Below are 24,799 nucleotides of genomic sequence, written 5' to 3'. Positions count from 1 at the left end.
TTTCGCGGGTTTCAGGAACCGGCGCCGACGCACACGAAACCCGCTGCCGCAGCGGCGGCGGCCGGGCCGTGGCCCCGCACCGCCTGCTGGGCGCGGGCCAGCGCGACGGCCGCCGGCTGCCCGTCGGCGAGCAGCCGGTGCAGCTCCACCATCAGCGGCGCCGTTTCGGCGTCCGGGATCGGCACCACGGAGGCGACGAGCTGCGCGGCGCCGTTCGCGACGAAGGCCGCGCCCAGCCCGAGCAGCTCGTCGCCGGTGCAGACGACCGAACGGCCGCTGTCGCACGCGGCGAGCACCACCGTGTGCGGCACCCGGCCGAGCCGGTCGAGGTCGTAGGCGAGCAGCGGCCCGTCGTGCAGCCGGAGGCTGGAGAACAGCGGATGGTCGACGGCCAGCGTGCCGTGGGCGGCGAGGTGCGCCAGCCGCGCCTTGGCCAGTTGGGCGAGCACGAGGTCCACGGTCCCGTCGGTGATCGGCCGCACGTGGTGGATCGCCGCGATCGCCTCGGCCTCGGCGCCCGCGCCGGCGAGCCCGGGCCCGGCGGCCACGGTGACCGGCCCGGTCGCGGCCTCGCGCGCGTTCGCCGCGTGCCAGAGCGTGGCCGACGGCGAGACGGCGACCGCCCGGCCGGCGCAGGAGGGCAGCACCGACCACGGCAGGCTGTGCAGGATCCCGGTCGGCACGACCACCAGCGGCCGTCCCGCCAGCTCGGGCAGCGGGCCGAACAGCGCCTCGTCGAGCCGGCCCGCGGCGTTCGCCAGCAGGTGCCCGGCGGCGGCCGCCGAGGCCGGGGCGGCGGCGACGTCGGCCATGCGGTGCAACGCGAACGGCAGCCGGTCGAGCAGGTCCGCCACGCGCGCGGCGGGGCCCAGCTCGTGCCGCCGCAACCGGCCGTCGACCACCGTGAGCGCCTGGAGTTCGCCGTCGAGGCGGAGCCATTCGACCAGCGCGCGCTCGCCGAGGGCGCGGCCCAGCTCGGCCACCCGCACCGGCTCGGTCGCCGGGCCGCCGGTCGCCCGGCGCTGCCGGATGTGGTCGCGGATCCGCCGTTCCAGGGCGGCCTGGCGAGGCAGCGTCTTCGCGGGGCCGGAGGCGTTCTCGGCTTCCCTTGCGGTGGAACGCAGTTCGGCGAGCAGGCCGGCCAGCACCTCGTCGTCCGGCGGGCGGACCGGCGGACGGGCGAGGCGGCTGGCCCGGCCGCGCTCGGCCCACTCGAACACCGCCTCCGCGCGCCCGCCCGCGACCGCGGTGCGCAGGCCCAGCTCGGCGAGGTCGGTGCGCTGCGCGGCGGTGCGCGCGCGCAGGTCCGCGGCGCCGAGGGCGGCACCGTGGTCGTCGAGCACCCGCAGCCCGGACCGGGCCGCGTGGACGACTCCCGCGGGATCCCCGAAGTCCTTACGCAACAACGCTTCCGCGTACCAGCCGCGGGCCCGCAAGGTCGCCGGGCCACGTCGCCGGGCCGTGGCCGCCTCCCGGAGCAGGCCGCAGCCGCGTTCGGGGTCACGGCGGGCGAGCGCGAGCCGTCCGGCGAAAAGTCGGGCCTCCAGCTCGGCCGCGGGCCAGCCCGCGCCGGCCAGAACCCGCACCATCGCGGCGATCCGGGCGGACGCGACGGGCGGCGGCGGGCCGGACGTCCACCGCGCGCGCAGCCCGGTCAGGTAGGCCAGTTCGGCCCACGCGGCCCGGCCCTGGCGGGCGAACTCGCGCCGGGCCGCCCGCGCCTGCGCCACGGCCGTGACGGGGTCTTCGCTCAGCGAAGCGGCTTGGGAAAGCACCAGCCGCACCTCGGGCACCCCCAGCAGGCGGCGCTCCCGCCGGCAGGTGGCGACGGCCCGTTCGGCGGCGTCGCGGGCCTCGGCGACGAGCCCGGCCGAGAGCAGCAGCTCGGCCCGGTGACGCTGCACCCAGCCCAGCTGCGCGCCGTGCTCGGCGATGATCCGTTCGGCGCGGCCCAGCTGCGCCAGCGCGGCCGGGATGTCCCCGCGCAGCGTCTCCACCAGGCCCAGGTTCTCGGCGACGATGCCCTCGGTGAGCTCGCGGCCGAGCTGCCGCGCGAGCCGTCCGGCCTCCAACAGGTCCGCCTCGGCCGCGGCGAAGGCGTGCCGGTCGGCCAGCAGGAACGCGCGGTTGATCAGCAGCCGCTGGACGCCGAGCAGGTCGCCGGTGGCCCGCAGCGTCGGCAGCACGGCGTCGAACTGGGCGAGCGCCTCGTCGAGGCGGCCGTCCATGTGCAGCACGATCGCGCGCTGGGCGAGCGCGCGGCCGGCCGGCGCGCCGTCGAGGTCGGGCACCGCGAGGTCGATTTCCCGCAACGCCGTGGCGGGACGGCCCCGCTGCAGCAGCGCGAACGCCATCTTCATCCGCGCCTCGGCCGCGAGCGCCGCCGAGCCCGCGCGCTCGGCGCACCGCACCGAACGGCGGAAGTGGCGCAGCGCGTCGTCCATCTCGCCGCAGTGCAGGAGGGCGTGGCCCCAGGCCCGCTCGGCGACGGACCCGGCCGCCGCGTCCCGCTCCCGCGCCGCCGCGGCCACCGCTTCGCGCGCCGGCCCGAGCGCGCGGGCGGGGTCGAGGTCGGCGAGCCGCACGACGGCGTCCGCCTGTTCTTTTGCGCCGGGGTGATGCATCACAGCGCGCATTCGCGACTCCGGTAGGGAAGACCACCTCGAGAGGAATCTACGCAGATGACCGAAACACCGGAACAGCCGAACGGGCAGACCCTCCCGCTCGCCGCCGAGCTGAAACCCCTTCCCGACGAGCTGATCGTCGACAGCGACGACCTGGTGGTGGTGCTCGACGCGCTGCGCGAGCTGAAGACGGAGTGGGCGGAGGTCGTCGAAGACACCCGGCTCGGCCTCGCCCGGCTGACCGGAGTGGCGTGCTCGACCGGCGAAGTCGCCGACCTGCCGGGACGGCTCCGCGCGGTTTTCGCCACATCCGCGGGCGGGTGGCAGCCGGAGGTCGACCTGCACTGGTCGACCCTCGGCTCGATCGGGTCCGCCGGGTCGAAACCGATGGGCGCAGGCGGGATCGAGCCCGCCGGGTCGAAGCCCATGGGAACGGTCGGCATCGCCGGGTCGAAGCCGATGAGCGGCGGCGTGATCGGGCCGATCGCGATCGGCACCGAGGGGTCGAAGCCGATGACCGCAGGCGACCCGATGGACGCCGGCCCCGCGGACCAGCCCGCCGCGGACGCGGTGACCGGGGCGGGGGTCGCGGTGGCCATGATCGACACGCCGCTGTTCCGGCACCCGGTGTTCACCGGCCGCGACGTCTCGACGCGCGAATGGCACACGAAGGGGACCACCACGCTGCTGACCAACCGGGCCGGGCACGGCACGTTCGTCTGCTCCGTGATCCTCGCGCACGCCCCCGCGGCGCGGATCGAGGCCGACGGCGCGCTCGACGGCGCGACCAGCGAGGCGACCGAGTGGGAGGTGGCCCAGGAGATCGTGCGGCTCGGCGACCGGGCCGACATCCTGAACCTCTCGCTGGCGTCGCACACGCTCGACGGCGCTCCGTCGCTGGTGCTGCGCCGCGCGGTGGACCGGCTGCCCCGCCGCGTGCTGGTGATCGCGGCGGCGGGCAACCACGGGGAGACCGAGGACCCGCTGCTGACCGGCACCACCCCGATGTGGCCCGCCGCCCTGCCGGGGGTGGTCGCGGTCGGCGCGATGGACCGCGACGGCATCCGGCTGCCCTTCAGCCCGGACGCGCCGTGGGTGTCCTGCCAGGCGGTCGGGTTCGAGGTGCGCGGGGCCTACCCGGGCGGCTGGGCGAAGTGGACCGGCACGTCGTTCGCCGCCGCCCGCGTGACCGGCATGGTGGCGGCGTGGACCGTGCCGGGGCGGGTGAGCCCCGCGGAGGCGTTCGAACTGGTGCTGGACGACCCGGGTTCAGGCGTCGAGCGGTACCACTGGACCGGCCCGAACCCGGGACAATGAGCCCCATGCGGGACGACCCGTCGGTGGTGGCGCTGGTGACCAGGGCTCGTGGTGGGGACCGCGGCGCGTGGGACGAGATCGTCGAGCGGTACGCGCCGCTGGTCTGGGCCGTCTGCGGGCGGCACCGGCTCTCCGGCGCCGACGCGGACGACGTTGGGGCCGCGGTCTGGCTCCGCCTGGTCGAGCAGCTGGGCCGCCTCCGCGAGCCCGCCGCGCTGCCCGGCTGGCTCGCGACGACCACCCGCCACGAGTGCTTGCGCCTGCTGCGCGCGAAGCTGCGCCAGATCCCGGTGGAGGACGACCCCTTCCCCGACGAGGCCGTCGCGGCGGCCGACGAGTGGCTGCTGGCCGAAGAGCGCCGGCTCGCGCTGCGAAGGGGTTTCGCCACACTTCCCGAACGCTGCCGCCGGCTGCTGGAGATGCTGTTCGACGATCCGCCCGTGGCGTACGCGAGGATCAGCGAGCAGCTCGGCATGGCGGTCGGCGGCATCGGCCCCAACCGGCTGCGGTGCCTCGGCCTGCTGCGCCGCAGCCCGCCTGTCGCGGCGCTGGCCCCGACCACGGCGGGAGCCTGAGATGCCGGACGACTGGGACTCCGACGAGCGGCTGCTGGCCGACCTCGCCGACGCCCTGCGCGAGCGGCGTGCAGTGCCGGAAAGCTTTGTCACCGCGGCAAAAGCGGCCTTCACCTGGCATGCGGTCGACGCCGAACTGGCCGAGCTGGCGCCCGCCGCGCCCGCCGGCACCCGCGCGGGCGGCGGCGGGCACCGTTCGCTGACCTTCACCGCCGGCGGCCTGACCGTCTCCGTGGAGCTGACGCCGGACGCGCTGCTGGGCCAGCTCGTCCCGCCCTCGGCCGCCACGGTCGAGCTCTGCGGCCCGGACGGAGTCGTCGCGAGCACGGCCGCCGACGAGGTCGGCTGGTTCACGCTGCGGCCCGCGCCCAGGGGCCTGTTCCGGCTCCGGGTGCGCACCGGCACCGGGCCCGACGTGCACACGGAGTGGACGCGCGCCTGACGTCTCGTGCGCCACATCCGGGGCACCCGGCGCGACCGGACCGCCGGGTGCCCCGGATGATGAAGGCATGGACGAGCCCGGATTCGACGCCGACCTGCCCGCCCGCGTCGAGGGCGCGCTGGCCGCGTTCCTGGGCCGCGCCGGCGAGCAGATCGTGCGCACCGAGCCCAGTGTGGCGGCCGGGATCGAGGCGCTGTCCGGGTTCGTGCTGGGCGGCGGCAAGCGGATCCGGCCGACGTTCGCGTGGTGGGGCTGGCGCGGCGCCGGCGGCGCGGCCTCCGGGCCGGACGCCGAGGGCGCGCTGCAGGTGGTGTCGAGCCTCGAGCTGATCCAGGCCTGCGCGCTGATCCACGACGACCTGATCGACTCCTCCGACTCCCGCCGCGGCAATCCGACCGTGCACATCGCCTCGGCGAAGCAGCACGCCGACCAGGGCTGGCTCGGCTCCCCCGCGGCGTTTGGGCTGGCCAGCGCCGTGCTGGTCGGCGACCTCGCGCTGGCGTGGGCCGACGACATGTTCGCCGACGCCCCGCTGCCCGCCGCGACCCTCGCCGCCGCGCGCCCGGCGTGGCGCGCGATGCGCACGGAAGTGCTCGCCGGGCAGTACCTCGACGTCCGCACGCAGGCCGTCGGCGACGCCTCCCCCGAGGCCGCGCTGCGCATCGACCGGCTCAAGACCGCCGCGTACACCGTGCAACGCCCGCTGCACCTCGGCGCCGCGCTCGCCGGCGCGGACGAGGAGCTGATCGGCACGCTGCTGGAGTTCGGCGGCGACGTCGGCGTGGCGTTCCAGCTGCGGGACGACCTGCTGGGCGTGTTCGGCGACCCGTCCGTGACCGGCAAGCCCGCGGGCGACGACCTGCGCGAGGGCAAGCGGACCCTGCTCGTCGCGCTGGGCCTGGAGCTGGCGAAAGAGCGTGGTGAGGACGCCGCGGCCGAGGTGATCGCCGGAGCGATCGGCGCCGCCGACCTGTCCGACGCGGCGGTGGACACGGTGCGCGACGCGCTGACGGCCGTCGGCGCGGTCGACGCCATCGAGCGGCGCATCACCGAGCTGACGGCCTCGGCGATGGCCGCGCTCGAACGGGCCCGCCTGGCCGAGCCGGCCCCGGCGGCGCTGACCGAGCTGACCGAGCTGGCGACCCAGCGGACGTACTGATGGCGGGCCGGACCGTCACCGGGCCCACCGACCACGTGGTGGTGGTCGGGGCGGGGCTGGCCGGGCTCTCGGCCGCGCTGCACCTGCTCGGCGCCGGCCGCCGCGTCACGCTGCTGGAGCAGGCCAAGACCCCGGGCGGACGGGCCGGGCAACAGGACTTCGGCGGCAACGCCGTGGACACCGGCGCGAGTGTGCTCACCATGCCCGAGCTGGTCGACGAGGCCTTCCACGCCGTCGGCGAATCGCTCGCCGGCAACCTCCCGCTGACCCGGCTCGACCCGGCCTACCGCGCGCGGTTCGCGGACGGCAGCACGCTGGCGCTGCGCACCGACGGCGACGCGATGGAGGCCGAGATCCGCGCGTTCGCCGGGCCCGCGGAGGCGCGGGGCTACCGGCGGCTGCGGCGCTGGCTCACCGAGCTGTACACCACGCAGAAGGACCACTTCATCGGCGCGAACTTCGACTCGCCGTTCGGCCTCGCCCGGCCGGAGCTGGTGAAGCTCGCGGCGCTGGGCGGCTTCGGCCGGCTCGGCCCGAAGGTCGAAACCTTCCTGCGCGACGAACGCGTACGCCGGCTGTTCTCGTTCCAGGCGCTGTACGCGGGCCTCGACCCGGCGCGCGCGATGGGCGCGTACGGCGTCATCGCGTACATGGACACCGTCGGCGGCGTGTACTACCCGCGCGGTGGCATGGGCGCCATCGCGCGGTCGATGGCCGGCGCCGCCGGGCGCGCGGGGGCCGACCTGCGGTTCGGCACCGAAGCCGCTTGGCTGGAACGGGTTTCGTCGCGGGTGCGCGCGGTCCGGACGCGCTCGGGCGAGCGGATCGAGTGCGACGCGGTGGTCCTCGCGACCGAGCTGACCACGGCGTACCGGCTGCTCGGCGCGCGTCCCCGCCGGATCCTGCCGTTGTCGTACTCGCCTTCGGCCGTGGTGCTGCACGGGCGCACCGGCCGCTCGTGGCCGGAACTGGGCCACCACACGATCTTCTTCGGCGACGCGTGGGAGCGCACGTTCGCCGAGATCGTCCGCGAGGGCCGGCTCATGAGCGACCCCTCGCTGCTGGTCACCCGCCCGACCGCGACCGAGCCGGGGCTGGCCGGCGACGGTGGCGAGATCGTCTCCGTGCTCGCGCCGGCGCCGAACCTGCACCGCGGCCGCATCGACTGGCCACGCGTCGGCGGCGCCTACCAAGAAGAGCTGGTGCGCACGCTGGAAGCACGCGGGCTGACCGGTTTCAGCGGCGAGTTCGCCGTCGACGAGCTGATCACGCCCGAGGACTGGGCCGCGCGCGGGCTCGCCGCCGGCACCCCGTTCTCGCTGGCGCACACGTTTGCCCAGACCGGCCCGTTCCGGCCCGCCAACCTGGTGCGGGCCGCGGGCAACGTGGTGCTCGCGGGCAGCGGCACCACTCCCGGCGTCGGCGTCCCGCCGGTGCTGATCTCCGGACGACTCGCCGCGGAAAGGATCACCGGCCGGTGAACGAACTGGACGCCGCCGGCATCACCGGCCCCGCCCTGCGGTCCGCGTACGCCGAGTGCCGCCGCATCAACGCCCACCACGGCCGCACGTTCTTCCTCGCCACCCGGCTGCTCCCGGCGCGGGCCCGGCCTTCGGCGCACGCGTTGTACGGCTTCGCGCGGATGGCCGACGAACTGGTCGACAACCCGTCGCCGGGCACCGACCCGGCAGTGGCGCTGGACAAGGTCAGCGGACTGGTCGACGAGGTCTACGGCGGCGGCGAGCCCGCCGGCCCCGTGCTCGCCGCGCTGGCCGACACCGTCCGCCGCCACGGCATCGAACGCGGGCTGGTGGACGCGTTCCTGCACTCGATGCGGATGGACCTGACGATCACGGAGTACGCGACGTACGCCGAACTTGCCGAGTACGTGCACGGTTCGGCGAGTGTGATCGGGCTGCAGATGCTGCCGGTGTTCGGCACCGTCGTGCCGCTCGCGGACGCGGCCCCGAGCGCCGCCGCGCTCGGGGAAGCCTTCCAGCTCACCAACTTCCTGCGTGACATCGGCGAAGACCTGGACCGCGGCCGGCTGTACCTGCCCACCGAGGAGCTGGCGGCCTTCGGCGCGGACCGGGCGCTGCTGGTCGAATCGCGCCGCCGCCGGGTGCCGGACGCGCGGGTGCGCCGCGCGCTGGCCGTCGCGGTTTCGCGCAACCGCGCGGTCTACCGTCGCGCCGAGGCCGGGATTCCCTTGCTGCGCCCCGAATCCCGCCCGTGCGTGCGGACCGCGATCACGCTGTACGAAGGCATCCTGGACGAGATCGAGGCGCTGGACTACGACGTGCTCAACCGCCGCGCGGTCGTCGGCAAGGGCCGCCGGCTCGCGGTCGCGTTGCCGGAGCTGGTCCGGCTCCGGCTTGGCATTTTCCGTGGTTGCGGGCCTACGCTGCGATCATGACCACTGCTTCGAACAGGCGGCTCCGGGTCGGGGTCCAGCTCCAGCCGCAGCACGCCGATTACGACAGCATCCGCCGGGCGGCCGCGGGGGCCGAAGACCTCGGCGTCGACATCGTCTTCAACTGGGACCACTTCTACCCGCTCTACGGCGAGCCCGAGGGCAAGCACTTCGAGTGCTGGACGATGCTCGGCGCGTGGGCCGAAGCGACGTCCCGCGTGGAGATCGGCGCGCTGGTGACGTGCAACAGCTACCGCAACCCCGAGCTGCTCGCCGACATGGCGCGCACCGTCGACAACATCTCCGGCGGGCGGCTCATCCTCGGCATCGGCTCCGGCTGGTTCGAGAAGGACTACGACGAGTACGGCTACGAATTCGGCACCGCGGGCGGACGGCTGAACGACCTGGCCGACTCCCTGCCGCGGATCGAATCGCGGCTGGGCAAGCTGAATCCCGCGCCGACGCGCAAGATCCCCGTGCTGATCGGGGGCGGCGGCGAGAAGAAGACCCTCAAGCTGGTCGCGAAGCACGCCGACATCTGGCACGGCTTCGGCGACGCGGAGGTCGTCGAGCGCAAGGTGAAGATCCTCGACCAGCACTGCGCGGACGTGGGCCGCGACCCGGCCGAGATCGAGCGCTCCTGCGCGGTGGAGGGCAGCCCGGACGAGCTGGGCCCGAAGCTCGTCGCGCAGGGCGTCTCGCTGTTCACCGTGGGCCTCACCGGGCCGGACTACGACCTGTCCAAGGTCAAGCCGTGGATCGACTGGCGGGACCGGCAGAACGGCTGAACCCGCACCGTCTCCGATGGCCCTCTCACTCCGGTGCGGGGGCCATCGTCTTGGCCCGGTGCGCCGCCACGCGCTCGCGGGTCGCACACCGCGTCGAGCAGTAGCGCCGTGGGCTGCCGCCGCCCAGGTGCGCGAACGGGCGCCCGCACGAGGGTGAGGCGCACAGCCCGCCCGGCGGCCCCTGTCGTTCGGACAGCAGCCCGGCCAATGCGAGCGCCGAGGACGTCACGAACCACGCGCCCCACGGCCCGTCGTCGGCCGCATCGACGTGCAGGTGCCAGCCGAAGTCGGCGTCGTGCGCGGTCAGCCGGGGCGGGCTCGCGTACTTCGTGAACAGCCGGTTGAGCACCTTCGCGGCGGCAGCGGTGTCCGGCGCGGCGAAGACCTCACGCAGTTCGAGCGCGGCTTTGTGCAGCTCGGTCACGGCGGCCGTGGTCAACGGTTCGTCCGGTTCTCCGTGCGCCATCAGCACTTCGACGACCCGGTCCGGGTCGGGCGGCTCGGGAAGCAGCACGTCGAGCAGGTCGACCGCGCGGCGCACCGCCGAGCGGCCACCCGGGAAATCCGGCGGCGGAACGGTCACACCCCACTGTAACGTCTTGCTTGTGTTGAGCCGTTACCTGGTCGGCGCGACGGCGGCCCGCAGTGGCGACGAGTCGTCCGGCCCGGCGTTGCTCCTGCTGGGGCTGAGCTCGTCGACCGCGGTCACGGGCTCGGCCCTGCTGGCCGGGCTGACCATCGCGGCCGCGTTCGGCGGGCCGTTGCTGGGCGCGGTGCTGGACCGGTCCCGCTCCCCCGGCCGGGTCCTGGCGGCGGCGCTCGCCGGGTACGCCGCCGGGCTCGCGCTGATCACGGTGCTCTTCGGCCGCGTGCCCTTCGCACTGGTGCTGGTGACGGCGGCGCTCGCCGGCCTGCTCAACCCGGCCGTCGCGGGCGGCTGGACCGCGCAACTGCCCGCGCTGGTCCCGCCGGAGCGGCTGCCGCGGGCGAGCACGCTCGACGCGATGACGTTCACCGCCGCCAGCCTGGCCGGCCCCGGGCTCGCCGGGCTGCTGGCGAACCTCGCGGGCGCGCCGGCCGCGCTCACCGTCGCGAGTGTGCTCGTCGCGGCGGCCGTTCCGGTCGCGTGGCGGCTGCCGCGCCGGGCGGAGCGCCCGCGGAACCCGCGAAAGCCCACCGCCGCCGCACTGTTTCTGGTCCGCAACCACCCGCTGCGCCGCGCGACCGTGACCACCACGCTCTCGTACGCCGGCATCGGCATGGCCATGGTCTGTTACCCGGTCCTGGGCCTCCACCGGCTCGGCGGCGCGGGCTACGGCACGCTGTTGCTGGCCGCCATGGCCGTGGCTTCCCTGCTCGCCAACGGGTTGCTGACCCGCCGCCCGCTGCCCGGCCCGCCGGACACGGCGGTGCTGCTCAGCACGGTTGTCCTCGGCGCGGGTTTCCTCGCGACCGCGGCGGCGCCGAACGCGATCCTGCTGGTCGCGGCCGCGACGCTGATCGGATTCGGCGAAGGTCCGCAGCTCTCGGCCGTGTTCGCGGTACGGCACCGGGAGGCGCCCGCGGACGTGCGAGCGCAGGTGTTCACCACCGCGGCGAGCGTGAAGATCGCCGGGATGGCCGCGGGCACGGCCGTCGCGGGACCGCTCGCCGGGCAGTCTCCGGCGGCGTGCCTGTGTGTCGCCGCCGGGCTGCAACTCGCCGCCGCGATCGGTTACCTGGTGTGTTCGCCGGGGACCGGAAAGCGGGACGGGCCGAGGACTAGAAGGCCATCGCCTGCGCGCGGCGCTTGACCTCGGTGCCGTGGCTCGTGCGGAGGGCGTTCACCGGGGTCGAGCCCGGCAGCGTGTCGTCCTCCTCGAAGAGCCAGCGCAGCATCTCGGTGCGGCTGAAGCCGGAGTCCGCGAGCACGGTGATCGTCCCCGCCAGCCCCTTGACCACGCCGTCCTTGACGAAAAACGCGCCCGGCACGCACAGCTCGCCGCCGCGCTTCACCGCGATCAGCTGGCCTTCGCGCAGCATCTGGCGCACCTTGTTGACCGAAGTCCCGAGGGCCTTCGCCACCTCCGTCAGCGGAAGAACCGCTACCGCGGGGTCGAGGACGTCTTCGGCGACAGGAATCCCACTCACAGGTGACACTGTGCCACATTCGACCGGCCGTCCCATTGGTACGCACGGGTGACCTGCCAGGTCACCTCCGGGCCACCCCCGGGGTTCCGTACGATTCAGCCGTGACACGGACGCATCCGAGCCTGGTCGGCACCCTGCTCGAACACCGCTACCGCGTGGACAAGCTGTTGGCCCGCGGGGGGATGTCGTCGGTCTACCGGGGGCTCGACACCCGGCTGGACCGGCAGGTGGCGATCAAGATCATGGATCCCCGCTTCGCCGACGACCGCTCGTTCGTGGAGCGGTTCGTGCGCGAGGCGCGCTCCGCCGCGCAGCTGCACCACCCGAACGTCGTCGCCGTGCACGACCAGGGCTTCGACGCCCCGGCCGGCGAGGATTCCGGGCTGGCGTTCCTGGTGATGGAGCTGGTCGACGGCGGCACGCTGCGCGATCTGATGGCCGAGCAGGGGCCGCTGGAGGTCGCGCTCGCGCTGAGCATCGCCGAGCCGGTGCTCTCGGCGCTGGCCGCCGCGCACGCCGCGGGGCTGGTGCACCGCGACGTCAAACCGGAGAACGTGCTGATCGGCCGCAGCAGCACCGTGCTCACCGGCGGGGTGGTGAAGGTCGGGGACTTCGGCCTGGTCCGCGCGGTCGCGAGCGCCGGGACCACCAGCTCCAGCGTCATCCTCGGCACCGTCGCCTACCTCTCCCCCGAGCAGGTCACCACCGGCGCCACCACGGCGCGCGGCGACGTCTACTCGGCCGGGATCCTGCTGTACGAGATGCTCACCGCCCAGGCGCCCTACACCGGCGACACCGCGCTCTCGGTGGCCTACCGGCACGTGAACGACGACGTCCCGCGGCCGAGCGACCTGCGGCCCGGCCTGCCGCCCGCGCTGGACGAGCTGATCCTGCGCGCCACCCGGCGCGACGCCGAACTGCGCCCGGCCGACGCCGGCGTCTTCCTCGCCGAGCTGCAGGCGGTCCGCGCCGAGCTGGGCCTGGCGCTGGTGGGCGTGCCGATCCCGCCCCCGCCGGACGGCGACGGCCTGTCCGACGCCGAGCGCACCCTGCCGCGCATCCCCGCCGTCACCGAGCAGACAATGCCGGTCTCCGGCCCGCGCGGCACCCGCGCGCTCACCAGGGCCGTGCCGGTGCCGCCACCGGGACCGCCGATGTCGCCGCCGACCGGCCAGCAGGCCGTGCCCCCGCCACCGCCACGGCGCCCGGCGCCCGCCGCGGAGAAGAAGCCGCGTGACCGCCGGAAGCTCATCGCGCTGGTCGCGCTCGGCGTGCTGGTGCTCGGCGGGCTGATCGGCGCGTACGCGTTCATCCTCAGCGACTCCGGGCCGAACACCTCGACCGTGCCGAAGCTCGTCGGGCTCAGCCAGGCCTCGGCGGGTGACGCGCTGCGGGCGGCCAAGCTGACCCCGCAGTACAGCCAGGAGTTCAGCAACACCGTCCCGGCCAACACGGTGATCAAGGCCGACCCGGCCGCGGGCACCGCGCTGGAGCCGAACGCCACCGTGTCCGTGGTCGTGTCCAAGGGCAAGCCGGTGGTGCCGGACATCCGGGTGGGCAGCCCGCTGGCCGACGCCACCAAGGCGATCCAGGACCAGCAGCTCACCGTCACGCAGGGCACGCCGGCCTTCAGCGACACCGCGCCCGAGGGCACCGTGGTGAGCGTCTCCCCCGCCGCCGGCACGCCGGTGGACATCGGCGGCCAGGTCACGCTGGTGCTGTCGAAGGGCCCCGAGCCGCTGCCGCCGGTGCCCGACGTCACCGGGCGGTCGAAGGACGAGGCGTTCGGGATCCTGCAGCAGGCCGGGTTCCAGCCGCAGGACGGCGGCGAGGAGTTCTCCCAGACCGTGCCGGCCGGCTCCGTCACCCGCACCGACCCGGCGGCGAACTCGCCGGGCAGCAAGGTGGTGAAGGTCTTCGTCTCCAACGCCGTGCAGGTGCCCGACGTCCGGTTCAAGCCGTTCGACCAGGCGGAGCAGATCCTCAAGGACGCCGGGCTGCAAGCCGATAAAGGCGGTAACGGCGGCGGCCACGGCCACGGTGGCGGGTTCGACTTCGTCTTCCAGCAGGACCCGCAGCCAGGGTCGCTGGTGCCGAAGGGCACGAAGGTGAAGATCCGCGGCTTCGGCGGCTGACCGCTGGCCACACTGGCGGAAAACCGGGAAGCTGTGGTAGCACAACAGCTGGCCGAGCGCCGGTAAGGGCTCCTTACCGGCCGTACGGGGCGAACGCGGAGGGAGCGTCGGACATGTTCGGCAAGGCGCTCTCCCCCGCGGCGGCCCGGTCGCCGGAGAACGGCGGCCCTTCAGCGCGCGAGCAGGCATGAGCTTCTTCACGGACGGTCCTCGCGAGCGCCCCCTGTTCCCGGTGCGGGAGCAGGAGCTGTTCAGTTACGAGGGCCGTCCCTGGACCGGCCCGCCGGGTGACCACATCGTCCCGGCGCTGCTGCCGTGGGCGGTGCCGCTCGGGCGCTCCGCGCGCACGATCGTCGCGCTGCGGGGCATCGAGGTGTGGCCGGAGGCGATGACGCTGCGGCTCGGCGTGTACTCGCGCGACAGCCTGCACGAAGGCCGTTCCGGCAGCCTGATCGACCATCGCCGGATCCCGGATTACAACGCGCTGCTGATCGGCGTGCTGTACTCGGACGGCCGCCGGGCCAGCTCGGAGACCATCTCGGTGCCCTCGGCCTCGGAGCCCGACCAGCCGGTGCTGCGCGCCCAGGGCGGCGGCGGCTCGCAGTTCCACCTCGACCACCAGGTCTTCGTCTGGCCGCTGCCGCAGGACGGGCCGCTGACCCTGGTCGTGCAGTGGCTCGACCGGGGCATCAAGGAAACACACACCGCCCTCGACGGCGCCGCCATCCGCGCCGCCGCCCACGAAGCCGGCGAGCTGTGGCCCGGGCTGCCGAAGCGGCCGGGCAACGGCGTCGCCGTCCGGCAGGCGGGTATTGCCTCGGTCTCCTTCAGCGGCTCGGCGTACGGCCAGGTGCCCGCCGCGATGCCGACGCCCGTCCCGCCCCCGGCGGAGGCGCTTCCGGCGGACGTGCCACCGACCGCCGTTCCCCCCACTGCGCTGCCGCAGCCCACGCCACTGCCGCAGCCGACCGCGCTGCCGCAGCGCAAGCCCCGGGCTACCACAGCCGAGTGAACCGCCGGGGAGTTAGCGCCCGCGAAACATCGTGACCACCCCCTCGTCATGTCGGGCTGGTGTGGTGGTCGTCGCCTGCCCGAATCCCGGCCGCACCAGGAAAGGCCGCCGAATGACGCGGACCTCGCTCAGCCCGCTCGACGTGGCTTTCCTTTGCCTGGAAAGCGAAACCGCGCCGATGCACATGGGCGCCGTGCTGACGTTCACCCCCGCCGGGCCGGTCTCCCCGGAGCGCCTGACCGCGCTGCTGGCCGAGCGGGCGGCGGAAATCCCGAAACTACGGCAGAAAACGCGCACCGAGCTGTTCCCGCCGGGCTCGGCGACCTGGTCGGAGGACCCGGGTTTCGCTGCCGCGCAACACATCCACCAGCACCGGGTGAGCACGTTCCACGACCTGGAGCCACTGGCGGAGTACGCGGCGCAGTGGATCGCGCAGCCCCTCGACACCGGGCGGCCGCTGTGGGAGCTGACCGTGGTGTCCGGTCTGCCCGAGGGCCGGTTCGCTGTGCTGCTCAAGCTGCACCACGCGCTCACCGACGGCGCGGGCGCGTACGCCGTGGCCGTCGGGCTGCTGGACGGCCTGCCGCTGACCGCGCGGGCCGCCGCCGCGGGACGTGATCCGGCCGGGGTGCCGCGGCCGCGCTCGGCGCTCGACACCGTCAAGGACACGTTCGCCCAGGCCGGTCAGACGGCCGAAATCGCGTCTTCGCTGGTGCGCGCCGCGCGGCCGCCGGCGCCGTTGCTGTCCGCGCCGGCCTCGGCCGAACGGCGGCTCGGCTTCGTCCGGCTGCCCGCCGCCGACCTTCGCCGGATCCGCCGCGCCCACGGCGGAACCGGCAACGACGTGGTACTCGCCGTGCTGTCCGGCGCGTTGCGCGAGTGGCTGGCCAACCGCGGGCAGCGCGTCGACGGCCGCACGCTGCGAGCGCTGATCCCGGTCAGCGTGCGCGGCCGCGCACGCACGCAACTGAGCGGCAACCAGCTGTCCGGCTACCTGTGCGACCTCCCGATCGGCATCGACGACCCGGTGCGGCGCCTCGCCGTCGTCCGCCAGGCGATGACCCGGAACAAGGCAGCCGGACCGTCCCGGGGCGCCGGGGCGTTCCCGCTGCTTGCCGGGCGCGTCCCGCCGGTCCTGCACCGCCTAGGCACGAAGACCGCCGGGCTGGCCGCGCCGCTGCTCTTCGACCTGGTGGTGACCGCCGTACCGCTGCCGCCCGCCCGCCTGACCCTGGACGGCGCCCCACTGGCCGAGGTGTACCCGTTCGTCCCCCTCGCCCCGCGCCACGCCGTCGGCATCGCCGTGGCCCCCTACCGCGACAACGTCCACATCGGACTCCAGGCCAACGGCGCGACCGTGCCGGACCTCGGCTCCCTGCGTGACGCCGTGCTGAAGTCGGCCGCCGCGCTGGTGCACACGGCCCAGCCGTTCTGACCACGGTGGTCGGGTACGGGGCGGCACGTGATCGGATGCTCTTGGAATAGGGGAGAGCCTCCGGGTTCGGTGTGGATTGCGACCGAAACCGGCAGGCTCCGTCCGGCCCGGTGTGTCATGGACGAGCAGTGGCCACTGCAGCGAGCCGCCGAGCGGTTGCAGGTCCCGGTCACGACCGCGAAACGCTGGGCCGGCCGCTACCGCGCCGAGGGCACCTGCACCGGGTTCTGACCCGTTACCCGTGTTCCCGGCTGGGCAACATCCCCGACGGTGGAGGGCATCGTGTCACCGGTCTGCAGAACAGGAAAGCCACCACCGCAGCTCGTTACCGCTACGGCAAACCCAAGATCGGCTCCAGCTATCCGCACAATGCCGTGGATGACCATTCCCGGCTGGCGTACAGCGAGATCCTGCCTGATGAGACCAAGGAAACCGCGGTCGCGTTCTGGGCCCGGGCGCGCGCGTTCTTCACTACCGCCGGGTTCACCATCCGACGGGTGCTGACCGACAACGGGTCCTGCTACAAGTCCTACCGCGCTGCGCGAGGCGGACATCGTCCACCAACGCACGCGGCCTTACCGGCCGCAGACCAAGGGGAAGGTGGAGCGATTCAACCAGGCTTATCCAGGGTGGTTGCACACCTACCATCACCACCGCGGCCACACCGCGCTCGGCGGCAAACCACCCGCCACCCGCATCCCCAACCTCACAGGTCAGAACACCTAGCTGTGCTGTTCGGCGAGATGGGGGCGGCCGGCTCGGGTGTGGCCGTCGATTCCGGTGTGGGTCGGTGGCAGGCCCATTCGTCGGACGACGGAGCGGCCGGCCTTGATCAGCGGCACACCGGGCAAGCCTCAGCCGCGCAGCATTTCCGCGACCAGGAAGGCCAGTTCGAGGGACTGCTGGGTGTTCAGTCGTGGGTCGCAGGCGGTTTCGTAGCGGCCGGAGAGGTCGATGTCGGAGATTTCCTGCGCGCCGCCGAGGCATTCGGTGACGTCTTCACCGGTCAGCTCGACGTGGATGCCGCCCGGGTAGGTGCCCAGCTTGTGGTGCACCTCGAAGAAGCCCTGGACCTCGTCGACGATGCGGTCGAAATGGCGGGTCTTGTAGCCGGTCGACGATTCGTGGGTGTTGCCGTGCATCGGGTCGCACTGCCAGATGACCTTGTGCCCGGACGCCTCGACCTTTTCGACGATCGCGGGCAGCACCTCGCGGACCTTGCCGTTGCCCATCCGCGAAATGAGCGTGAGCCGGCCGGGCTCGTGCCGCGGGTCGAGCCGCTCGACGTACTCCAGCGCCTGCTCCGGCGTGGTCGTCGGGCCGATCTTGAGCCCGATCGGGTTGGCCAGCAGCTCGGCGAACGCGATGTGCGCGCCGTCCAGCTGACGGGTCCGCTCCCCGACCCACAGGAAGTGCGAAGACAGGTTGTACAGCTTCGGGTTCGCCGCGTCGGCGTTGTCCAGCCGCAGCAGCGCGCGCTCGTAATCGAGCAGCAGCGCCTCGTGGCTGGCGAAGATCTCGGTGGAGTGCAGCGAGGTGTCGGAGACGCCGCAGGCATTCATGAACCGCAGGCCGCGGTCGATCTCGCCGGCCAGCGCCTCGTACCGCTCGCCGGCGGGCGAGGCGGACACGAAGTCCTTGTTCCAGTCGTGCACCTGGTGCAGGTCGGCCATGCCGGCGCCGGTGAGGGCGCGGACCAGGTTCATCGCCGCGCCCGCGTTCGCGTACGCGCGGATCATCCGGCCCGGGTCCGGCACCCGCAGCTCGGGCTTCGGCTCGAGCGAGTTGATGATGTCGCCGCGGTAGACCGGCAGGCCCAGCGCGTCGGTGGCCGCCGAGCGCGGCTTCGCGTACTGGCCGGCGATGCGGCCGACCTTGACCACCGGCAGGCTCGCGCCGTAGGTGAGCACCACGGCCATCTGCAGCAGCGTGCGCAGGTTCGCCCGGATGTGCGGCTCGGTGTTGGACTCGTAGGTCTCCGCGCAGTCGCCGCCCTGGAGCAGGAAGGCCTCGCCGTTGGCGACCATGGCGAGCCGGTTCTTCAGCCGGTCGATCTCGGCCGGCACAGTGATCGGCGGGACGCTCTCCAGGACGCCCCTGGCCCGCTTGGCCAGCTCCGGGTCCGGCCACTCGGGCTGCTGCGCGGCGGGCTTGGCCAGCGCCGCGTCGAGGCGCGCGCGCAGCTCGGGCGGCAGCGGCGGGAGTTCGGGAAGTGTGTCGACGGGAACGTCCACTGTCCAGTTCACGAGTCCCAGGATAAGGTCCGCCGGCCGCGCCGCCCCCGGTGGGCGGCAGACCCGCGGCGGACGCGAGCACCGTTCACGTAAACAGGCCCCGGTGCGCCATTGCACCGGGGCCTGCGCTCAGGGGACGGCGCTCAGACGACCGCCAGCGGCAGCGCCGTCGGGTGCACCGGCGCGGGCAGGTCCGAGGCGCCGGTGAGGAACGCGTCCACGGCGTTCGCGACCGAGCGGCCCTCCGCGATGGCCCACACCACCAGAGACGCGCCGCGGTGGGCGTCGCCGCAGACGAAGACGCCCGGGGAGGAGGTCTGCCAGTCGGCGCCGCAGGACAGGGTGCCGCGGCGGGTGAGCGAGAGGCCGAGGCCCTCGAGCAGCGGCATCTCCTCCACGCCCTCGAAGCCGATCGCCAGCAGCACCAGGTCGGCCGGCAGCACCTCGACCTCGTCACTGGTCGGCACGACCTCGCGACGGCCCGTCTCCGGGTCCTTCACGACGCGGACCTGCTGCAGCTCCACGGCCTTCACGTGACCGGCGCCGTCGTCGACGAAGCGCTTCACCGCGACGGCGAACTTGCGCTCCCCCGCCTCCTCGTGCGCCGGGTAGGTGCGCAGGATGTACGGCCAGGTCGGCCACGGCGAGCGCTCGTCGTCGCGGGTGGACGGCGGGATCGGGTACTGGTCCAGCTGCGTCACCGAAAGCGCGCCCTGCCGGGTCGCGGTGCCGTAGGAGTCGGCGCCGGTGTCGCCGCCGCCGATGATGACCACGTGCTTGCCGCCCGCGTCGACCGACGGCGGGCCGTCGCCCTCGACGAACTTGTTGGCCGGCACCAGGTGCTCCATCGCCAGGTGGATCCCGGCGAGGCCGCGGCCCTCGGTCGTCGTGTCGTCGCGGCCGCGCAGCGCGCCCACGGCGAGCACCACGGCGTCGTACCGGGCCCGCAGGTCTTCCACCGTGAGGTCGACGCCGACCTCGCAGCCGGTGACGAACCGCGTGCCCTCCTTGCGCAGCTGCGCCAGGCGCCGGTCGAGGACCTTCTTCTCCATCTTGAACTCGGGGATGCCGTACCGCAGCAGCCCGCCGAGCCGGTCGTCGCGCTCGAACACGGTGACCTCGTGGCCGGCGCGCGTCAGCTGCTGCGCGGCGGCCAGCCCGGCCGGGCCGGAGCCGACCACGGCCACCCGCTGGCCCGAGGAGACCTCCGCGGCGTGCGGCTGCACGTATCCCTGTTCCCAGGACTGGTCGGCGATCGTCTGCTCGACGCGCTTGATCGCCACCGCCCCGCCGGAAGCCGCCGAGATCGACAGCACACAGCCCGCCTCGCACGGGGCGGGGCACAGCTTCCCGGTGAACTCGGGGAAGTTGTTGGTGGCGTGCAGCCGATCGCTCGCCGCGGCCCAGTCGCCGCGGCGGACCAGGTCGTTCCACTCCGGGATCAGGTTGCCGAGCGGGCAGCCCGAGCCGCCGGAGTGGCAGAACGGGATGCCGCAGTCCATGCAGCGCGAGGCCTGCGTGCGCACGGCTTCGTTGCGCTCGCCCGGCTCGACGTCCGCGTAGACCTCGCCCCAGGAGGCGAGACGGTCCTCTTTGGACTTCTTCTTCGGCTCTTCGCGCCGGTACTTCACAAAACCGTTCGGATCAGCCACGAGCGGACTCCATGATCGCTTCGTCGACATCGCGACCGGCAGCGCGAGCCGCCTTCGCCGCGTCGAGCACCCGCTGGTAGTCGCGCGGCATCACCTTGGTGAACGCCGCGGAGCGCCGCGTCCAGTCGCCGAGCAGCGACGCGGCGACGGCCGAGCGGGTGAGGTCGTGGTGCTTGCGCACCGTCTGCTTGAGCCAGGCCAGGTCGTCCGCGTCCGGCGCCGTCAGGTCCACCATGTCCCGGTTTACCTTGGCGAGGTCGAGTTCGAGCACGTACGCGGTGCCGCCGGACATGCCGGCCGCCAGGTTGCGCCCGGTCGGCCCGAGCACCACGGCCCGGCCGCCGGTCATGTACTCGAAGGCGTGGTCCCCCACGCCCTCGGCGACCACGGTGGCGCCGGAGTTGCGGACGCAGAACCGCTCGCCCACCTGGCCGCGCAGGAACATCTCGCCGGACGTGGCGCCGTACGCGAGGGTGTTGCCCGCGATGGTCTGGCGCTCGGCGGCGAACGACGCGGCGGGGTCGGGGCGCACGACGATCCGGCCGCCGGAGAGGCCCTTGCCGACGTAGTCGTTCGCGTCGCCCACCATGTCTAGCGTGATGCCGCGGGGCAGGAACGCGCCCAGCGACTGCCCGGCCGAACCGGTGAGCAGCACGTGGATCGTGTCCTCGGGCAGGCCCTCCCCGCCGTAGCGGCGGGTGATCTCCGAGCCGAGCAGCGTGCCGACGGTGCGGTTGACGTTGCGCACCGGCAGCTCGAGCCTCACAGGGTGCGCGTCCTCCAGCGCCGCCTCGGCGAGCTGGATGAGCGTGCGGTCGAGCGCGTGCTCGAGGCCGTGTTCCTGGCCGCGGACCCGCCGCTTCGCGCCGCCGTAGGGGGTCTCGGACGGCATCTCGAAGATCGGCTTCAGGTCGAGGCCGGAGGTCTTCCAGTGCGCCACGGCCTCGTCGGTGTCCAGCATCTCGGCGTGCCCGATGGCCTCGTCGAGGGTGCGGAAACCCAGCTGCGCCAGCGTTTCCCGGACCTCCTGGGCGACGAACTCGAAGAACTTCACCACGTGCTCGACCTGGCCGGTGTAGCGCTCGCGCAGCTCCGGGTTCTGCGTCGCGACGCCGACCGGGCAGGTGTCGAGGTGGCAGACGCGCATCATGATGCAACCCGCGACGACGAGGGGGGCCGTCGCGAAACCGTACTCCTCGGCGCCGAGCAGCGCCGCGATCACCACGTCGCGGCCGGTCTTCATGGCGCCGTCCACCTGCACGGTGATGCGGTCGCGCAAACCGTTGAGCAGCAACGTCTGCTGGGTCTCGGCGAGCCCGATCTCCCAGGGCGTGCCCGCGTGCTTGAGCGAGTTCATCGGCGACGCGCCGGTGCCGCCGTCGTGGCCTGAGATGAGCACCACGTCGGCGTGCGCCTTGGACACGCCGGCCGCGACCGTGCCGACCCCGAGCGAGGACACCAGCTTCACGTGGACGCGCGCGTGCTCGTTGGCGTTCTTCAGGTCGTGGATCAGCTGGGCCAGGTCCTCGATGGAGTAGATGTCGTGGTGCGGCGGCGGCGAGATCAGCCCGACGCCGGGCGTCGAGTGCCGCGTGCGCGCGATCCACGGGTACACCTTGTTCGGCGGCAGCTGGCCGCCTTCGCCGGGCTTCGCGCCCTGCGCCATCTTGATCTGGATGTCGTCGGCGTTGACCAGGTACTCGCTGGTGACGCCGAACCGTCCGCTCGCGACCTGCTTGATCGCGCTGCGCCGCTGCGGGTCGTAGAGCCGCTCCGGGTCCTCGCCGCCCTCGCCGGTGTTGGACCGGCCGCCGATCCGGTTCATCGCGATGGCCAGCGTTTCGTGCGCCTCGGCGGAAATCGAGCCGTACGACATGGCGCCGGTGTTGAAGCGCTTGAAGATCGCCTCGGCGGGCTCGACCTCGTCCAGCGGCACCTGCTCGCGCGCACCCTCCTGGAACTTGAACAGCCCGCGCAGCGTGCCACCCTCGCGGTAGAGCCGGTGCACCTCGTCGGTGTACTTGCGGTACACGTCCTCACGGCCGGTCTTTCCCGCGTGCTGCAACAGGAACACCGTCTCCGGCGTGAACAGGTGCAGCTCGCCCTCGCGGCGGTAGGCGTACTCGCCGCCGGTGTCGAGTCCACGGTGGACCCGTTCGGTCGGGTTGTCCGGGTAGGCGCGGCGGTGCCGCACCGCGACCTCCTCGGCCAGCACCTCCAGCCCCACTCCGCCGAGCTTCGAGGACGTGCCGGTGAAGTACTCGTCGAGCAGGTCCTGGCTCAGCCCGAGCGATTCGAAGACCTGCGCCGCGGTGTACGCGCCGACGGTCGAGATGCCCATCTTCGACATGATCTTCAGGACGCCCTTCACGAGCGCCTGCACGTAGTTCCGGATCGCCTTCGCGGCCTCGATGCCGGTGATCCCGCCGGCGGCGGTCATGTCCTCGATCGTCTCGAAGGCGAGGTACGGGTTCACCGCCGCGGCGCCGTAACCCAGCAGCAGCGCGACGTGGTGCACCTCGCGGGCGTCGCCGCTCTCCACCACCAGCGCCACGCGCAGCCGCTCCTTGGTGCGCACCAGGTGGTGGTGCACCGAGGAAACCAGCAGCAGCGACGGGATCGGCGCCATCCGGTGGTCGGAGTCGCGGTCGGACAGCACCAGCGTGCGCGCCCCGGCCGCGATCGCCTCGGACGCCTCGCGCCGCACCCGCTCGATCGCCGACGCCAGCGCCCCGGCGCCGCCGCTCACCTCGTACAGTCCGGAAAGGACACTGCACGCGAAGCCCGGCAGGTCGCCGTCGTCGTTGATGTGGATGAGCTTGGCCAGCTCGTCGTTGTCGATCACCGGGTACGGCAGGTTCAGGTGCCGGCACGACGCGGGGCCGGGCGCGAGCAGGTTGCGCTCCGGGCCCATGATCCGCGCCATCGAGGTGACCAGCTCCTCGCGGATGGCGTCCAGCGGCGGGTTGGTCACCTGCGCGAAGTTCTGCTTGAAGTAGTCGTAGAGCAGCCGGGACCGCTGGGACAGCACGGCGACCGGGGTGTCCGAGCCCATCGAGCCGATCGGCTCGGCGCCCTTGGCGGCCATCGGCGCGAGCAGGATCTTCAGCTCCTCCTCGGTGTAGCCGAAGGAGAGCTGGCGGCGCAGCACCGAGTCGTGGCTCTGCACGATGTGGTCGCGGTCGGGCAGGTCGGCCAGCTTGAGCAGCCCGGCGTGCAGCCAGCCCTCGTACGGCAGCTTCGCCGCGAGCGCCGATTTGACCTCTTCGTCGTCGACGATCCGGCCGGCCACGGTGTCCACCAGGAACATCCGGCCGGGCTTGAGGCGGCCCTTGGCGACCACGTTCTCCGGGGCCACGTCGAGCACCCCGGTCTCGCTGGCGAGCACCACGCGGTCGTCCGCCGTGCGCCACCACCGGGCCGGGCGCAGGCCGTTGCGGTCCAGCACCGCGCCGACCAGGCGGCCGTCGGTGAAGGTGACGCAGGCCGGGCCGTCCCACGGCTCCATCAGGCTGGCGTGGAACTGGTAGAACGCGCGCCGCGCCGGGTCCATCGTGGCGTGGTTTTCCCACGCCTCCGGGATCATCATCAGCACGGCGTGCGGCAGCGACCGGCCGCCGAGGTGCAGCAGCTCCAGCACCTCGTCGAACGAGGCGGAGTCCGAGGCGTCCGGCGAGCAGATCGGGAACAGCCGGGTCAGGTCGCCCGGGATCAGGTCGGCTTCCAGCAGGGCCTCGCGGGCGCGCATGCGGTTGCGGTTGCCGCGGATGGTGTTGATCTCGCCGTTGTGCGCCACGAACCGGAACGGGTGCGCGAGCGGCCACGACGGGAAGGTGTTGGTGGAGAAGCGCGAGTGCACCAGCGCGATCGCGCTGGCGAGCCGCGGGTCGGCCAGATCGGTGAAGAACTTCGGCAGCTGCTCCGGCGTCAACATGCCTTTGTAGACGATCGTGCGCGCCGACAGCGACGGGAAGTACGTGCCGTAGCCCGCGGTTTCGCTGTCGTGCTCCACGCGCTTGCGCAGGCAGAACGCGAGCCGATCCAGCTCCAGGCCGGTTTCCTCGTGCTGCGAGGCGACGAAGAGCATCGCGAAGTACGGCATCACCGAGCGCGCGCTGGGCCCGATGTCCGCGCGGTCGGCGTCCACCGGCACCTCGCGCCAGCCGAGGACTTCGAGCCCCTCCTCGCCGGCGATGCGCTCCGTCAGCTCGACGGCCTTGCGACGCTGCTCGGCGTCGGCGGGCAGGAACGCGATGCCGGCGGCGTACGCGCCGAACTCGGGCAGGGGGAAGCCGGACTCGGCGCGCAGCAGCTCGTCGGGGAGCTGCAGGAGGATGCCGGCACCGTCACCGCTGGTCGGCTCGGCCCCCGCGGCGCCGCGGTGGTCGAGGTTGGTCAGCGCGGTCAGGCCGTCGGTGACGATGCCGTGGGAGCGTCGCCCCTGGATGTCGGCCACCATGGCCACACCGCAGGAGTCCTGCTCGGTCTCCGGGTCGTAGAGACCCTGTTTGCCGGGAATGGCGGAGAAGATCATGGAAAAGGGACCTCCTTCGTCGTCTTCGTGCGGTGGCCGGCGAACCGGCCGTGGGGAGCGCACGGGACGACGATGGCCCGCTTGTTAGCGCGACTTTAACACCTGGGAAACACTGCAGCAGCGCCTCGGAGCGGCCCGAACGGCGGTGAACGGTAACGATCTGGCTGCTGAGAACGACGTAGTTCTTGATGGGATCGGAGTAGTTCGCCCTGCTAACTACCTGATCCGGAGCAGTGCCGTCAAGTCTAACCGGCCGTTCCCGTTTCCGGCGGGTCAGGAAGATTACAGCGACCCAGCGTGTCCGCGCCGCTGCGCAGAGTCTGCCGAAGTGACGGCTGCCACCACTGAG

The 24,799-nt window shown here is 73.3% G+C and carries 17 protein-coding genes and 1 pseudogene; 12 read left to right on the top strand and 6 right to left on the bottom strand.

The annotated features are described in order from the left end of the window. Window positions 1-11: 11 nt before the first annotated feature. Window positions 12-2,636 (bottom strand): CHAT domain-containing protein, encoded by a 2,625-nt coding sequence (locus tag BMY97_RS16000; RefSeq protein WP_091617638.1) that lies wholly within the window; start codon window positions 2,634-2,636, stop codon window positions 12-14. Window positions 2,637-2,681: 45 nt separating this feature from the next. Here BMY97_RS16000 and BMY97_RS15995 point away from each other — a divergent pair, with 45 nt between their 5' ends. The 7 genes from BMY97_RS15995 (at window position 2,682) to BMY97_RS15965 (ending at window position 9,318) form a co-directional block, all read left to right on the top strand. Beyond that, on the top strand, window positions 2,682-3,941 hold the full coding sequence (locus BMY97_RS15995) for a S8 family peptidase (RefSeq protein ID WP_091617637.1): 1,260 nt from the start codon (window positions 2,682-2,684) through the stop codon (window positions 3,939-3,941). A 5-nt stretch (window positions 3,942-3,946) separates the two neighbouring features. Beyond that, the gene (locus BMY97_RS15990; protein ID WP_091617636.1) at window positions 3,947-4,516 is read left to right on the top strand and encodes an RNA polymerase sigma factor; all 570 of its coding nucleotides are present in this window, start codon (window positions 3,947-3,949) and stop codon (window positions 4,514-4,516) included. 1 nt (window position 4,517) lies between these two features. Further along, on the top strand, window positions 4,518-4,958 hold the full coding sequence (locus BMY97_RS15985) for a hypothetical protein (RefSeq protein ID WP_091617635.1): 441 nt from the start codon (window positions 4,518-4,520) through the stop codon (window positions 4,956-4,958). Between the two features lie 67 nt (window positions 4,959-5,025). Next, window positions 5,026-6,117, top strand: coding sequence for a polyprenyl synthetase family protein (locus BMY97_RS15980; RefSeq protein ID WP_091617634.1), 1,092 nt, complete (start codon window positions 5,026-5,028; stop codon window positions 6,115-6,117). Beyond that, window positions 6,117-7,598: a phytoene desaturase family protein gene (gene crtI, locus BMY97_RS15975; protein WP_091617633.1), complete on the top strand. Its 1,482-nt coding sequence runs from the start codon at window positions 6,117-6,119 to the stop codon at window positions 7,596-7,598. Before BMY97_RS15980 ends, crtI begins: the two co-directional genes overlap by 1 nt. Further along, entirely contained in the window at window positions 7,595-8,533 is a 939-nt protein-coding gene (locus tag BMY97_RS15970) for a phytoene/squalene synthase family protein (RefSeq protein WP_091617632.1), read from the top strand. Before crtI ends, BMY97_RS15970 begins: the two co-directional genes overlap by 4 nt. Continuing rightward, window positions 8,530-9,318: an LLM class F420-dependent oxidoreductase gene (locus BMY97_RS15965; protein WP_091617631.1), complete on the top strand. Its 789-nt coding sequence runs from the start codon at window positions 8,530-8,532 to the stop codon at window positions 9,316-9,318. The genes BMY97_RS15970 and BMY97_RS15965 overlap by 4 nt, the downstream gene beginning before the upstream one ends. 25 nt (window positions 9,319-9,343) lie before the next feature. Here BMY97_RS15965 and BMY97_RS15960 read toward each other — a convergent pair whose 3' ends face one another. Beyond that, the gene (locus tag BMY97_RS15960; RefSeq protein WP_091617630.1) at window positions 9,344-9,901 is read right to left on the bottom strand and encodes a CGNR zinc finger domain-containing protein; all 558 of its coding nucleotides are present in this window, start codon (window positions 9,899-9,901) and stop codon (window positions 9,344-9,346) included. Window positions 9,902-9,923: 22 nt separating this feature from the next. Here BMY97_RS15960 and BMY97_RS15955 point away from each other — a divergent pair, with 22 nt between their 5' ends. Then, on the top strand, window positions 9,924-11,111 hold the full coding sequence (locus BMY97_RS15955; RefSeq protein WP_245787338.1) for an MFS transporter: 1,188 nt from the start codon (window positions 9,924-9,926) through the stop codon (window positions 11,109-11,111). Here BMY97_RS15955 and BMY97_RS15950 read toward each other — a convergent pair. Next, window positions 11,080-11,448 carry an Rv2175c family DNA-binding protein gene (locus BMY97_RS15950; protein ID WP_091617629.1) on the bottom strand — a complete coding sequence of 123 codons (369 nt, stop codon included), beginning with the start codon at window positions 11,446-11,448 and terminating at the stop codon, window positions 11,080-11,082. The genes BMY97_RS15955 and BMY97_RS15950 overlap by 32 nt on opposite strands. A 101-nt stretch (window positions 11,449-11,549) precedes the next feature. Here BMY97_RS15950 and pknB point away from each other — a divergent pair, with 101 nt between their 5' ends. The 4 genes and pseudogenes from pknB to BMY97_RS15930 all read left to right on the top strand — a co-directional run bounded on the left by pknB (window position 11,550) and on the right by BMY97_RS15930 (window position 16,756). Further along, the gene (gene pknB, locus BMY97_RS15945) at window positions 11,550-13,583 is read left to right on the top strand and encodes a Stk1 family PASTA domain-containing Ser/Thr kinase (RefSeq protein ID WP_091617628.1); all 2,034 of its coding nucleotides are present in this window, start codon (window positions 11,550-11,552) and stop codon (window positions 13,581-13,583) included. A gap of 187 nt (window positions 13,584-13,770) precedes the next feature. Continuing rightward, window positions 13,771-14,595: a hypothetical protein gene (locus BMY97_RS15940; protein ID WP_245787337.1), complete on the top strand. Its 825-nt coding sequence runs from the start codon at window positions 13,771-13,773 to the stop codon at window positions 14,593-14,595. 112 nt (window positions 14,596-14,707) lie between these two features. Beyond that, window positions 14,708-16,030 (top strand): wax ester/triacylglycerol synthase family O-acyltransferase, encoded by a 1,323-nt coding sequence (locus BMY97_RS15935; RefSeq protein ID WP_091617627.1) that lies wholly within the window; start codon window positions 14,708-14,710, stop codon window positions 16,028-16,030. A 117-nt stretch (window positions 16,031-16,147) separates the two neighbouring features. Next, window positions 16,148-16,756 (top strand): annotated as a pseudogene (locus BMY97_RS15930) (DDE-type integrase/transposase/recombinase). Between the two features lie 128 nt (window positions 16,757-16,884). On the opposite strand, the gene BMY97_RS15925 reads toward BMY97_RS15930, so the two are convergent. The 3 genes from BMY97_RS15925 to gltB form a co-directional block, all read right to left on the bottom strand. Continuing rightward, window positions 16,885-18,276 carry a class II 3-deoxy-7-phosphoheptulonate synthase gene (locus BMY97_RS15925; RefSeq protein WP_177231367.1) on the bottom strand — a complete coding sequence of 464 codons (1,392 nt, stop codon included), beginning with the start codon at window positions 18,274-18,276 and terminating at the stop codon, window positions 16,885-16,887. Window positions 18,277-18,407: 131 nt separating this feature from the next. Next, window positions 18,408-19,916, bottom strand: coding sequence for a glutamate synthase subunit beta (locus tag BMY97_RS15920; protein ID WP_091617625.1), 1,509 nt, complete (start codon window positions 19,914-19,916; stop codon window positions 18,408-18,410). Further along, entirely contained in the window at window positions 19,909-24,450 is a 4,542-nt protein-coding gene (gene gltB, locus BMY97_RS15915; RefSeq protein WP_091617624.1) for a glutamate synthase large subunit, read from the bottom strand. Before gltB ends, BMY97_RS15920 begins: the two co-directional genes overlap by 8 nt. Between the last annotated feature and the right edge of the window lie 349 nt (window positions 24,451-24,799).

Origin of the sequence: Amycolatopsis saalfeldensis, assembly GCF_900110575.1 — a bacterium.
GTDB lineage: Bacteria > Actinomycetota > Actinomycetes > Mycobacteriales > Pseudonocardiaceae > Amycolatopsis > Amycolatopsis saalfeldensis.
Note: the sequence above shows the minus strand (reverse complement) of the source record. Positions and strands in the feature narration are given on the sequence as shown.

What these genes read in the sequence shown, in the direction of transcription:
- BMY97_RS16000 (WP_091617638.1), bottom strand. Translation starts at nt 2,636, where the DNA reads ATGCGCGCTGTGATGCATCACCCCGGCGCAAAAGAACAGGCGGACGCC.
- BMY97_RS15995 (WP_091617637.1), top strand. Translation starts at nt 2,682, where the DNA reads ATGACCGAAACACCGGAACAGCCGAACGGGCAGACCCTCCCGCTCGCC.
- BMY97_RS15990 (WP_091617636.1), top strand. Translation starts at nt 3,947, where the DNA reads ATGCGGGACGACCCGTCGGTGGTGGCGCTGGTGACCAGGGCTCGTGGT.
- BMY97_RS15985 (WP_091617635.1), top strand. Translation starts at nt 4,518, where the DNA reads ATGCCGGACGACTGGGACTCCGACGAGCGGCTGCTGGCCGACCTCGCC.
- BMY97_RS15980 (WP_091617634.1), top strand. Translation starts at nt 5,026, where the DNA reads ATGGACGAGCCCGGATTCGACGCCGACCTGCCCGCCCGCGTCGAGGGC.
- crtI (WP_091617633.1), top strand. Translation starts at nt 6,117, where the DNA reads ATGGCGGGCCGGACCGTCACCGGGCCCACCGACCACGTGGTGGTGGTC.
- BMY97_RS15965 (WP_091617631.1), top strand. Translation starts at nt 8,530, where the DNA reads ATGACCACTGCTTCGAACAGGCGGCTCCGGGTCGGGGTCCAGCTCCAG.
- BMY97_RS15940 (WP_245787337.1), top strand. Translation starts at nt 13,771, where the DNA reads ATGAGCTTCTTCACGGACGGTCCTCGCGAGCGCCCCCTGTTCCCGGTG.
- BMY97_RS15935 (WP_091617627.1), top strand. Translation starts at nt 14,708, where the DNA reads ATGACGCGGACCTCGCTCAGCCCGCTCGACGTGGCTTTCCTTTGCCTG.
- gltB (WP_091617624.1), bottom strand. Translation starts at nt 24,450, where the DNA reads ATGATCTTCTCCGCCATTCCCGGCAAACAGGGTCTCTACGACCCGGAG.